General features: G+C 33.5%; 13 protein-coding genes. 10 read left to right on the forward strand and 3 right to left on the reverse strand.

Annotated elements, in window-relative coordinates:
- Nucleotides 1-12 precede the first annotated feature (12 nt).
- Together ACZZZI_RS05435 and ACZZZI_RS05440 are read right to left on the reverse strand one after the other, a co-directional pair.
- Nucleotides 13-756 (reverse strand): hypothetical protein, encoded by a 744-nt coding sequence (locus ACZZZI_RS05435; RefSeq protein WP_463488881.1) that lies wholly within the window; start codon nt 754-756, stop codon nt 13-15.
- A 68-nt stretch (nt 757-824) separates the two neighbouring features.
- On the reverse strand, nt 825-1172 hold the full coding sequence (locus ACZZZI_RS05440; RefSeq protein WP_463488882.1) for a Spx/MgsR family RNA polymerase-binding regulatory protein: 348 nt from the start codon (nt 1170-1172) through the stop codon (nt 825-827).
- Between the two features lie 239 nt (nt 1173-1411).
- Between ACZZZI_RS05440 and ACZZZI_RS05445 the strand changes: the two genes are divergently transcribed.
- The 6 genes from ACZZZI_RS05445 to ytxJ all read left to right on the forward strand — a co-directional run bounded on the left by ACZZZI_RS05445 (nt 1412) and on the right by ytxJ (nt 6555).
- Nucleotides 1412-2911, forward strand: a complete 1500-nt coding sequence (locus ACZZZI_RS05445; RefSeq protein ID WP_344765346.1) for a sensor histidine kinase — start codon at nt 1412-1414, stop codon at nt 2909-2911.
- Between the two features lie 39 nt (nt 2912-2950).
- Nucleotides 2951-4450: a S41 family peptidase gene (locus ACZZZI_RS05450; RefSeq protein WP_463488883.1), complete on the forward strand. Its 1500-nt coding sequence runs from the start codon at nt 2951-2953 to the stop codon at nt 4448-4450.
- 277 nt (nt 4451-4727) lie between these two features.
- Nucleotides 4728-5402: a LytR/AlgR family response regulator transcription factor gene (locus ACZZZI_RS05455; protein ID WP_344765349.1), complete on the forward strand. Its 675-nt coding sequence runs from the start codon at nt 4728-4730 to the stop codon at nt 5400-5402.
- Between the two features lie 64 nt (nt 5403-5466).
- Complete coding sequence (gene ribH, locus ACZZZI_RS05460; protein WP_316763339.1) at nt 5467-5958, forward strand: 6,7-dimethyl-8-ribityllumazine synthase; 492 nt, start codon at nt 5467-5469, stop codon at nt 5956-5958.
- Between the two features lie 52 nt (nt 5959-6010).
- The gene (locus ACZZZI_RS05465; protein ID WP_255352363.1) at nt 6011-6133 is read left to right on the forward strand and encodes a hypothetical protein; all 123 of its coding nucleotides are present in this window, start codon (nt 6011-6013) and stop codon (nt 6131-6133) included.
- A gap of 59 nt (nt 6134-6192) precedes the next feature.
- Nucleotides 6193-6555, forward strand: a complete 363-nt coding sequence (gene ytxJ / locus ACZZZI_RS05470; RefSeq protein ID WP_344765354.1) for a bacillithiol system redox-active protein YtxJ — start codon at nt 6193-6195, stop codon at nt 6553-6555.
- Nucleotides 6556-6626: 71 nt separating this feature from the next.
- Here ytxJ and ACZZZI_RS05475 read toward each other — a convergent pair whose 3' ends face one another.
- A complete protein-coding gene (locus tag ACZZZI_RS05475; protein WP_463488884.1) occupies nt 6627-8135 on the reverse strand; it encodes a malate:quinone oxidoreductase in 1509 nt (502 codons plus the stop codon).
- Nucleotides 8136-8524: 389 nt separating this feature from the next.
- On the opposite strand from ACZZZI_RS05475, the gene ACZZZI_RS05480 reads away from it, so the two are divergent.
- The 4 genes from ACZZZI_RS05480 to ACZZZI_RS05495 all read left to right on the forward strand — a co-directional run bounded on the left by ACZZZI_RS05480 (nt 8525) and on the right by ACZZZI_RS05495 (nt 12526).
- Nucleotides 8525-9820 (forward strand): hypothetical protein, encoded by a 1296-nt coding sequence (locus tag ACZZZI_RS05480; protein ID WP_463488885.1) that lies wholly within the window; start codon nt 8525-8527, stop codon nt 9818-9820.
- 269 nt (nt 9821-10089) lie between these two features.
- Nucleotides 10090-10983 (forward strand): lipoyl synthase, encoded by an 894-nt coding sequence (lipA, locus tag ACZZZI_RS05485; RefSeq protein WP_344765358.1) that lies wholly within the window; start codon nt 10090-10092, stop codon nt 10981-10983.
- Between the two features lie 128 nt (nt 10984-11111).
- Nucleotides 11112-11663, forward strand: a complete 552-nt coding sequence (locus ACZZZI_RS05490) for an RNA polymerase sigma factor (RefSeq protein ID WP_316763353.1) — start codon at nt 11112-11114, stop codon at nt 11661-11663.
- Nucleotides 11664-11665: 2 nt separating this feature from the next.
- Complete coding sequence (locus ACZZZI_RS05495; protein WP_463488886.1) at nt 11666-12526, forward strand: anti-sigma factor; 861 nt, start codon at nt 11666-11668, stop codon at nt 12524-12526.
- Nucleotides 12527-12547 lie beyond the last annotated feature (21 nt).

Below are 12547 nucleotides of genomic sequence, written 5' to 3' on the forward strand. Positions count from 1 at the left end.
CTAAAAAATTTATTATTGATTTGTTTTTTTCAAAGCAGGTAAATCTTGCAGCTTTCTTTCTTTCGGAGAAAGTTTTAACCAGGCATGATAGCTTTGAACAATGTAAAAAGAATATCTAAATGGTCTTTCCTCTTGTATTTTCAAAAAAGAAGGACGATAAATGATCATGAAGTTTTTAAGATCCTCTCCTTCCAACTTAATAAGATTATTAATTGTTTTTTCATTAAAATTATTATCTATCTCCGCTAAATATTTATCTCGTTCTTCCAATTCGGCTTCTTTTCTTTGCTGCCTTCTATACTTACCATAACCTAGATTCAAATTCAAGCCCCCAACTTTATCCGTCATTTTTTTACGCTCCAGATTGCCACCAGTATTCAACAAACTATATTTTTCAGCCATCGGATCGGGAGAAGTAATTGATTTATTCATTTTTACCCCTTGAATGTTCACATCATTCAAGGCATTAACTCTGTCAACCATGTAAACCGTTTTTCCCAAAAGATTGGTTAAATAAAGCGTATCTGTACGATAGCCCACCAGCGAAAACTCTAGTAAATCGCCATTATTTGCACCGATTGTAAATTTCCCAGCAGCGTTAGTACTGGTTATTTTTTTGCTGCTTAAATTTCTTACAGTAACACCAGGTAATGAGGTTGATTTTTTCGAAAAATCATAAACGGCACCAGTAGTTACCGTTTGAGCAAGCGCTCCGAAAGGAAGGGCAAGTAATAAAATTATGATCAGCTTATACATATTCAAAAATAGATTAGTTTAAATGCGAAAAGCATCATTTAACAAAGTTTAACATTAAAACAACAAGATTAGCCAAGTGTTTCAGCATAACGGTTTTCATCGAAAGAAATTAAAATAGCCTGACCATTTTTTTCTACAATCGGGCGTTTAATAGCGCTTGTATTTTCAATTAGATAAGCAATCGCCTTCTCCTGATTATCGATAGCAGATTGCTCCTCTTTCGATAATTTTTTCCAGGTTAAACCCTTACGGTTTAAAACAGTTTCCCAACCGAAAACTTTACACCATTCATTCAGTTTCTGTGCAGTAATTCCTTTTTTCTTAAAATCGTGAAACTCGTAATCTATTTGATTTGCTTTTAACCAATCGATAGATTTTTTAACTGTATTGCAATTTGGAATTCCGTAAACTGTCATTTTGATTATTGTATGTATAAATTTTTAAGCATTTGTTTTTCGATTCAAATGTAAGCAGTCGTTTTGAATTTTGATTAATTGAATCTTGAATAAGAGCATAATTTATAATTATGTGATGAACCTAAATCTTCGAAAATATCCAGCCATACTGTAATTCGTCACATTTATTTAAGCATCCATCACATTTTAAAGATAATTTAGTGGCGGCTAAGTAAAATTGCAGTATCAAACTAAACAAAATGAACAATAAAGATTTACAAAAGATAGAATTCTGGGTTTCAACTTGCCTCTATGTTTTAATTATAATTTTAATAATTTCTGGTGCAGATAATGGAGGGCGCCCAAGTCATAGTTTTAAAGCTCAACAGTTAGAATTTTCTTACATTTCTAACTACTTAATCCCCGAAATTTTCCGTTTTTCGATTTTATACCTTAGTTTTTTAGCCATAAACTTTTGCATAATCCCTGCATTTATTAAAAAGCAAAATGTTGTGGCCAATAGCTTTTTACTTTTGGGTTTATTTTTATTTGGTGGCTTAGTTTTTAGTGTTTGCAAAACTTACAGCGAAGCTTACATTTTGGTTCAGAATGATGATTTACAAGACGGTTATAACGATTTGTTTTTTAAAGGTTTTGTTTACAGCATTTGGTCTATTGTTATTATTTCGGCTTATGGCTTACTAAAAGCTTTTGCAAGTTTTTTAAGCGACAATAAAGATAAAAGTACCGATCGCAATACTCAAATTAAGGTTGACGTAGGTTTCGGACTTGCCTTTTGGTTTGTAGGTTTACTTTTATGGATCACAACCAGGTCGGGAATTGAAATTAGCATTTGCTGGACTTTAGTTATTTTTTCGACGATTGGCATTGTTATATATTCTATTTATAAACTTCTGCCAGAAAATCAGGCTGAGGGAAAGCCCTTCAAAGTTTATTTCTGGCAAATATTTTTTATATCCATCTTATTAGCTGTTCCATTGGGATTAATATCAACCCTATTTGTGTGGCGAATAGAAATGTTTTTTGTTGTTTGCATGTTCCACATGCCAACCCAATTAATTATTAGCGTGCCTTTATCCTGGTATCTTTATAAACACAGGCTTGCCAGTAGCACAGAAATTACAGCACTAAAAACCAAATTAGGTAAATCAGATGCAAGTCTTAGCTTTTTGCAATCGCAAATTAATCCGCATTTTTTATTTAATGCATTAAACACCTTATTTGGTACAGCGTTGCAAGAAAATGCAGAAAGAACAGGCGAAGGCATACAGAAACTTGGCGATATGATGCGTTTTATGTTGCATGAAAATATGCAGGATAAAATTTCACTAACCAGAGAAGTAGAATATCTAAATAATTACATCGATTTACAGAAGCTTCGTACATCACGCTCTGCCGATATAAAAATTGAAACACAAATAGACGAGCAATTAAACAACCTGCAAATTACACCAATGTTGCTTATTCCATTTGTAGAAAATGCTTTTAAGCATGGAATCAGCTTGCAACAAGCATCGCATATTAAAATTACACTTCAAACTAAAGAAAAAACGCTGTACTTCGATGTACACAATAGCATTCACTTAAAGGCCGATAACGATCCTGAAAAATTAAAAAGTGGCATCGGTTTAGAAAATGTAAGGCAACGTCTGTTACATCTTTACCATGGCAAACACGAATTGATTATCCGCGAAAGCGCAAAAGAATTCTTTGTTCATTTAACCATACAACTGGATTAGATTATACATTTTAACCTTGAATGAAAGCACCTTCTGGTAATGAAAAAACACATAATACTAATTTTAGCAACAATATTCTCATGCTTTTGCTATGCTCAAAACGAAATAAAATATTTAACGAAAAGTGATATTAAAAACGACTTAGCCTTACTTAACGAAGTCCTTCAAAACAAATCTTCGTACCAGGGATTAAACGGGTACAAATACCAAAAAGATTTTGATCAATTTTTAGGGAAATTAGATAAAAAGCAATTTACTAAATATGATTTTGGATTGTTTTTATCTAAAACCGTAGGAAAAATTGGAGATAGACATGCTTACATAAAGGATTATGAATTACGTGATTCTCTTTATTTTCCGATTGCATTCTCGCCATACCAAAGCAAAATTCTGGTTGTTAACTACATAGCAGAAAAAAAACAATATCAATTTTGGAATTCAGAATTCCCTTATCTTAAATCTATTAATAATATACCGATAGAAAAGTTATTATCGCAGGTTCTTCCCGCAGAAACACTCGCACCAAAAGCTTCATATTTTACTAATGCAGTTAGAGAGTTAAGAGATATCGAATTGATTTTTAATACTTTAGGCTTAGAATTACCAAATCCAATTTCATTAAAACTGACTAATGATGAAGGTATTGATAAAGAAGTAATGATGGAGTTAGTAAAAGCAAAACAAAAAGCAAAGTATTGGGACGAGCGATTTTACAATAATGCATTTAGTTTAAAAGAAGAACAATTCAACGATAAATCAATCATAGAAAAGTTTTTTACGCTGGAGAACAGTATAGGATACATCAAAATTTCTGACATGATCGAGAAAGAGAGTTGTCCTGTATTTTTTGAATACTTAGATAATTTTATGACCAGGGCAAAGCAAAGTGATGCTCTAATTATAGATGTAAGAGATAATGGTGGCGGAACTCGTGATTTAATTCAAGAATTAGCAGGCTACTTTATCCATCCCGACTCTATTTATGTTGTTAACGCAACAAAACAACGAGCAAAATTACCGCTAAGCGAAGAATTAAAAAAAGGTTTACATAGTAGGTTTTTATTTTCGAAAGACGAATTAGGTTATAAAGAACAGGAAGCAATCGACAAGTTTATGGTTTCATTTAAACCAATGTACGATTTGGACAGTAAGAAATTTAGCCAATACCATTATTATATACTTACTGGTAAGAAGTTAACCAAAAATAAATTTCATTACAATAAGCCTATTTATATACTGGCCAACGAAAGGACTTTTAGTGCTGCTTCCGTTCTTGTTTCTGTATTTAAAGGATTACCCAATATCAAAATAGTTGGGGTTAATACTGATGGTTCGAGTGGAAATAGCGAAAATTTTGAATTACCAAATTCAGGATTACGTGGAAAAATAAGTACAATGGTATCTTTTCAAAAAAAAGGAAAAATATTGGATGGCATTGGTACAGAACCTGATATTGTTATTGAAAGAAGCTTAAACCAGATTTTCTTGAAGGAAGATTATCAACTTAAGAAATTGATAGAAATAATAAAACAGAAATAGTTCCAGATATCGTTTGTATCACAATTTGAACTATTTGATTTAGTCGGTTTTATAAATAATGGCGTGATTGGCCGAAAGCAAAAAAACATTGTGCAATAGCCCCTACATAAATGGAAATACTTTTGGCAGCAGAACTTTAATTCAGCAGAAAACTTTAACCAAAAGATTGTATTATTGGCGGGACCATAATCTGCCAAGAATTACAAACTTTGCGCTTCTGAAAAACAATTTTAGAAAGGAAATTTAAAAGAGTATAAATCTAATAGTATCTTTAAAAATGATTGCAATCGCGATAGATGATGAACCCATAGCCTTAGATATTATTCGGTCTCACGCATCGAAAGTGCCTTTTGTTGAATTAAATGCAGCTTTTACAAACGCTTTTGAGGCAATTACTTATTTACAGCACAACAAGGTTGATTTAATATTTCTCGACATAAAAATGCCAGATATTAGCGGAATTGATTTTTTGAAAAGTTTAAGTAACCCACCGATGGTGATTTTTACAACTGCTTATACCGAACACGCTGTACAAAGTTTCGAGCTCGATGCTGTTGATTATCTTTTAAAACCTTTTTCGCTTTCGCGATTTTTAAAAGCTTGCAATAAAGCAAATGAACTCTTTAACTTCAGAAATAATAAACAAGATGCTAAATCGGAATATATTTTTGTTAAAGATGGCTACGAACAGATTAAGGTTGAGTTGAATGATATCCTGTATATCGAAGCTTCTGGAAATTATACGCAAATTCAACTAACGGATAAGTTGTTAAGTTCGAGAATTACCATAAATGATTTGGCAGAACTATTGCCCAAAGCTGATTTTATTCGTTGCCACAGGGCTTTTATTGTTGCAAAAAGTAAAATATATAAATTCGACCGCAGCCAAATTTGGATTGGAGAAAAAATTATACCAATTGGCGCCACTTATGGAAACATACAGTTGGTTTGATAAACTTACAACATTTAAACATTATCCTCTTTTAACATTCGGTACATAGCAGTATCTTTGCCATATGTCAAGTCAATTAAAAAATCTATCTGATTTTTCTCACACAACGGTTCCTAATGGGGCAAACTATAAATTCGGAATTATTGTGGCCGAATGGAATGCGGAAATTACAGGTGCCTTATATAATGGTGCTTTAAAAACGCTTTTAGAAAACGGGGTTTTAGCTGATAATATTGTTTCTTTGCCCGTACCTGGAAGTTTTGAATTAACAGGTGGAGCCGAAATTTTGCTGAGCAAGAGAAGTGATATTGATGCAGTAATATGTTTAGGTTGCGTAATTCAAGGCGATACAAAACATTTCGATTTTATTTGTGATGCTGTTGCTCAAGGTGTTACAAATGTTGGCATTAAATATAGTAAACCAGTTATTTTTGGCGTTTTAACTACTAATAATTTGGAACAGGCTCAAGACCGTGCTGGTGGTAAACATGGCAATAAAGGAGATGAAGCAGCGATTACAGCAATTAAAATGGCCGATTTTTCTGCGAACATTTAATATTGCGTATTAATAATTATTTGTACATTAGGACTTTAAAATCAAAATCTGAATGAAAAAAGTAGCCATTTTGTTATTGGCGGTGTTTTGCACCATTACAATTTTAGAGTCTTGCTCTTCTAAACTTTGCCCAGCGTACAGCTCGTATCCTGAAGGTAAACGTAGAAGAAACTAAAATCTTCAAACAAAGAATTTTCATTTTTAGGTCATTTACAGAACTTTATATTTTTGTTTATGTTACCTATAAAACAATTTTATAAAATCATGGCTTGGGTTAACTTAACTTCAATAGAACAGCTTGATGAGATTAAAAACGCAGATGGTTTTAGTCTTATTTTTAAGCACAGTACACGTTGTTCAATTAGTTTGATGGCGAAAAAAAATTTTGAATTTGACTGGGATGTTATTCCAGCTGATACAAAATTGTACTTTTTAGATTTAATCAGCTATCGCGATATTTCGAATCGAATTGCAGAAATTTTTCAGGTAGCACATCAATCACCTCAAATTTTATTAATCAAAAATGGCGATTGTGTTTTAGAATCATCACATAGTGATATTTCTGCAGAAGAAGTTGCTGAAGTAATTGCTGCTTAATAAAAAATACGGTTAAGAAGGAAAGGTCATGATGAGAATCATGACCTTTCCTTTTATAACTGAAATAAATATTAATCTTTTTCTATTTTTAATATTTTAGATGTTCTGCTTCTGGTTGCTTTACAAAGTTCTGCATCCTGTGCTAAAGCTTTTCCATAAGTTGGAATCATTTCTTTAATTTTTGCCTGCCATTCTGGTGTAGCTAAATCTGCTTCAAAACAACGGTTTAATAGCTCAATCATAATCGAAACGGCAGTAGAAGCACCAGGCGAAGCGCCTAATAAAGCGGCAATCGAACCATCTCCTGCACTTACAACTTCTGTTCCGAATTCTAAAATACCGCCTTTTTTCTCGTCCTTTTTAATAACCTGCACACGCTGACCAGCATATTCCAATTCCCAATCTTTTAATTCGGCTTTTGGTAAATATTCTTTCAACGCGTCTAATCTATCTTCTGGCGATTGTCTAACTTGTTCAATCAGATATTTTGTTAAATCAAGATTATGAAGTCCAGCCGAAATCATCGGGCGAATGTTATTAAACTTGATCGATTTAGGTAAATCTAAAAATGAACCATTTTTTAAAAATTTGGTAGAAAAACCAGCGTATGGTCCGAATAGCAAAGCTTGTTTACCGTTAATCATTCTGGTATCCAAATGAGGTACAGACATTGGCGGCGCACCAACTGAAGCCTTACCATAAACCTTCGCATGGTGTTTGGCAATAATTTCTTCGTTTGTACATTTTAACCATTGCCCGCTTACTGGGAAACCACCAAAACCTTTTCCTTCGGGAATATCTGATTTCTCTAACAACGGAAGAGAGCCGCCACCAGCACCAATGAAAACAAATTTGGCTACTCTTTTACGTTTATCGCCGCTTTCTAAATCTTTAACTTTTATAATCCAGTTGCCATCTTTATTTTTTTTCAAATCACGAATTTCGTGATTAAAAAAGAGACTAACATTGCTTTGTTCCTTTAAATAATTAAACATATCGCGAGTTAGCGAACCAAAATTTACATCCGTCCCCAAATCCATTTTTGTTGCAGCAACCTTTTCGCCTTTTTTACGGCCTTCCATAATTAATGGCGCCCAGGTATTTATGGTTTCTGCATCTTCTGTAAATTGCATATCGCTAAACAAATCACATTTAGTTAATGCCTCAAAACGTTTTTTAAGATATTCTGAATTCTTTTTACCCCAAACAAAACTCATATGGGGGATTTTCCTGATAAAATTTTCAGGATTTGAGATCAATCCTTTTTCGATTAGATAAGCCCAAAACTGTTTGGAAACCTCGAAATGTTCGGCAATTTGTACCGCCTTCGTTGTTTCTACTGTTCCATCTTTTTTCTCGGGGGTGTAATTTAGTTCACAAAAAGCAGAGTGTCCTGTACCTGCATTATTCCATGCATCAGAACTTTCTGCTGCTGCAATATCAAGGCGTTCGTAAATTTCTATGCTTAAATTTGGTTCTAATTCTTTAAGTAAAACGCCGAGGGTTGCACTCATTATCCCAGCACCAATTAAAATTACATCTGCGTCAGTTTTACCAACTGTCTTTTTCTTTTTTGTCATCTTATATCAAAGGAGTTACAAATTTAGAATGATTTTAAACATGAAACGAATTTTCGCATATGAAAACTAAAAAATTGCTAAAAAATGTATTTTTGTTTAATTCTGATAGAACTAATTAGCAAAATCTAATCCAAAAGGTCAAATTTTAAGTTGAAATTATTAAATCTTCATTAAGATGATATTAGAAACATTGAGTTTAGTAATTATTGCACCTTTTTTTAGAACTGGATTAATAGAACAACAGGCTATTTGCAACGAATAATAGAATAAGTACTGCGAAAAATTAGATATTAGCAACGAATAATCATCTAACAAAAACATCCCACTCAAAAAGTATATTTTTATTAATTATAGCTTGGAGCCTTTGCTTCATTAATTATGTTTTAAAGATGAAAAATTTAGTTTTATTGATCTGTGCGATTTTATTTTCGGCCTGTTCGAACGAAAAAACAGACGAAGTTTTACTGGCGCTCGACAAGCAAAAACTTGAAGAAAACATCAATTACGATAAAATTATTTTCTACAAATTCGCTAAAATCGCCGTTCGTTCAAATGCTGTTTTAGACACAAACATGGCTGAATACCAAAAATTTTCATCAAAAACTCAAAATATTTTAGCGACAATGCATCAGTTAGATACTAATAAAAAAAGTATTTCAGTTGTTGAGGCCTTGCAGCTTTATAGTGACTATAGAAAAGTTAAAAATTTAGTAAAAGAAACTGACGAAGATGTTTTCCCTGGAATAATTGAAGGTTTTAATGTGCTTTACGGTGCTCCGAAAATAGATTTAAAAACTGTTGACCCAAAAGAAAAAGTTCGTTATCAAAATATAGAACATGCCATTTTAAGTATGGCCGTTTTAACCACCAGAGATTTAGGCCAACCCTTTGCCTTATACGAATGTTCCAAAACTCAACCAGAACTTTTAAAAGACTCAGAAATTAAAACTTTGCTGGAGTTTGTTCGTGGTTTTTTGTTTTTTGGAAATAATCTATTTTATCTTTCTGAAGATGGACTATCTCGTAACATTAAATGGTTAGATAAAAACGAGAAAATTCCGCTACCCTACACAAAAGCTTTTTTTGGCTGGAGAAATTTAAGCGATGAGCAAACGCACACTGCATTTCATGGAATGAATTATCTGTTTAGAGGTTTCGATCGAATGCGGATGGAGCGAAAGATTGATGAAGAGCGTTCGTTAGAAGATTTTGATTTGTTTGTAAAGGATATGAACAAACTTGGCCTTCAAAATGAGTTGGTTTGGATTGTTGACGCTTATTTAAACCTAAAAAGAGAAAATCCTGAAAAGGCAATACCAGCATTAGAAAAACTAATAACAAGTCCATTGTTTTCGGATAATGAACGCGAAGCGATTCAACAAACAATAGATTATGTGAAAGAAAGAGAATCTGACGAGACTTTGAAAGGTGTTTACGATAAAGCTTTTATGGCTAAATTAGTATCGAAATATATGATTTCGGTTTTAGCAAAAATTGATTGGGAGAAAGTTATGCAAGAAAATAATGTTCCGCATACAAAAGAAATTTTTGCTGGTATTAATAAATTTAAAGTAATGTCGAATTCTGTAAGCCGATATACTCAACCCTCTACGATTGAAAATGGCAAAAACGAAATAACAAAAAAAGGAAGTGAGTTGTTAAAAAAAGCAAAATCAGTTTGGTAAGAACACTTAAATTAGTGTACTAGCTTGTGCCAGTTAAACCGTATTGAAGCGGCATACCCCGATTTAAGCCTTTGAACAAGCTTTTTTTGTTGTTAGCTTGCTAGTTTGCACGGACTTTATCGGAGGTACAGCGTAAAAACGGACCGAACCTTCAATATTTCCTCTTTCAGTATCTTTCCAAGTGATTTTTAATGTAGCAATCGTTATTATTACAACCTTCAAACATTTCATCGTTACAACATTTCAATCCTAATCCTTAACTTTGCATCATGATTGATTTACCTGTAGTACCTGCTGTAACTGAAGTTAAGCGTAAACCAGATTGGTTACGTGTAAAATTGCCTGTTGGAAAAGAGTATGCGCAAGTTCGCAGTTTAGTTGATACACATAAACTTCATACCATTTGCGAGAGTGGAAATTGTCCGAATATGGGCGAATGTTGGGGTGCAGGTACAGCAACTTTCATGATTTTAGGCAACATTTGTACACGTAGTTGCTCGTTTTGTGCAGTAGCAACTGGTCGCCCATTAGCTGTAGATGTTGATGAGCCTAATCGGATAGCAGATTCGGTAAGATTGATGGGTGTAAAACATTGCGTAATTACTTCAGTAGATCGTGATGATTTAAAAGATGGTGGTTCGATTATTTGGGCTGAAACTTTGCAAGCAATCCGTAGAGAAAGTCCGATTACAACTTTAGAAACTTTAATTCCTGATTTTAAAGGGCAGTGGGATAATTTATACAGGGTGCTAGATGAAAGACCAGAGGTGGTTTCTCATAACATGGAAACGGTTAAACGCTTAACCAGACAGGTTAGAATTCAGGCAAAGTATGATAGAAGTTTAGAGGCTTTGAAAAGGATTTCAGAATTTGGTTTGAGAACTAAAACAGGTATTATGCTTGGCTTAGGCGAAACCGAAGAAGATATTTTCGAAGCAATGGATGATTTGGTTGCTAATGGCGTTCACATTTTAACTTTAGGTCAGTATTTACAACCTACACGCAATCACCATCCCGTTGTAGATTGGATCCATCCAGATACTTTTGCAATGTATAAAGAAGTTGGTTTGGCTAAAGGATTAAAATATGTAGAAAGCGGGCCATTGGTTCGTTCCTCGTATCATGCAGAAAAACATCTTTTCCCGATTGAAGGAATTGCATAAATTTCTTTATTCTATAATAGAAAATTAAGTATTTTTTCATTTTACAAAAATTCGAACTCCAATTAAGAATGTATCGCTAAAACATTTTTTTGGTTTTGTTGTTGAGTATTGTATCTTAGTAACCAATAGTGACTGCATTAAAAAAATCAACCTTAACAGAGCCTGAACTCGTTTTAGCATTGCAATCGAAAGATCAAGCGGTATTAAAAACGTTATATAGCATGTATTCGTCTGCTTTATATGGTGTTATCTCCCGAATTATAACACATACAGAGTTGGCTGAAGATGTTTTACAAGAAACTTTTGTAAAAATATGGCAATCTGCATCGCAGTATGATAATACTAAAGGTCGTTTATTTACCTGGATGATGAATATTGCCCGTAATCTTTCAATTGATAAACTTCGATCCAAAGATTTCAAGAACTCACTCAAAAACCAAGATATAGAAAATAACGTAAGTTTCGTTGATGAACAAAACAAGGTAACTTTTAACCCCGATATACTTGGTGTTAAACAACTTGTACAAAACCTTAAACCAGACTTACAGTCGGTTCTAGATTTAGTTTATTACAAGGGCTTTACGCATGTAGAAGCCGCAGAGAAATTAGATTTGCCTTTAGGAACGGTTAAAACCCGAATTCGACTGGCTATTATAGAATTGAGAAGGAACTTTAATTGAGCGTGGAAAATTTAAAAGCATATATCGAATCTGGAGTACTTGAGTTGTACGTTTTAGGTGATTTATCATCTGAAGAGACGTTGCAGGTCGAAGAAATGGCTGCTCGCTACGCAGAAGTAAGAGCTGAAATAGATGCAATTGAGCAGGCTATGGAGCAATATGCTATGCAAAATGCTGTAGAACCATCTGCAGATGTAGAAACAAGATTATTTGAAAAGTTAGGTTTTAGTGATCTTGAGGAACAGGAAGAAGTTGTTTCTAACCAACCTGTTTATACAGAAGAGCCTAAAATTATACGCTTAGATGGAAGTGACGGTAAAGTAAGAACTTTACGTTATGCTTTGGTTGCTTGTGTAGCCTTATTAGTGATGAGTGTTGCAGCTTTATTTATTACTTATAACAAGTTAAATGATGCGCATTCGCAGATTGCAAGTTTAAATCTTGATAAGCAGAAATTTGCTGGTGTAGTTAGCAAATTAGAATATGATAATAAGGGTTTGAATAATATGGCTGAAATGGCAGATAGCAAAGAATGGGCAACTATTAGGATGCAAGGCCAGGCAATTAGCCCTAAATCTAAAATGAATGTTTATTGGAACAAAAAGGATAAAAGTGTTTTAATTAACTATGTGGCTATGGACTTACCAAAAGCCGATGCAGAACACGAATATCAACTTTGGGCTTTGGTAAATGGTAAACCAGTTAGTTTGGGTGTTTTTGGTAAGGCAGATTCAACATCGAACGAGGCTCTCTTGAAAATGCAAACCATACAAGAAGCACAAGCCTTTGCAGTAACATTGGAGCCTATGGGCGGAAGTGTTAATCCAACAATGGAAAAACTTACCGTAATGGGTGGCGTTTAAAATATACAAGACTTTAAAATA

The sequence above is a fragment of the Pedobacter sp. AC190 genome (assembly GCF_979258025.1).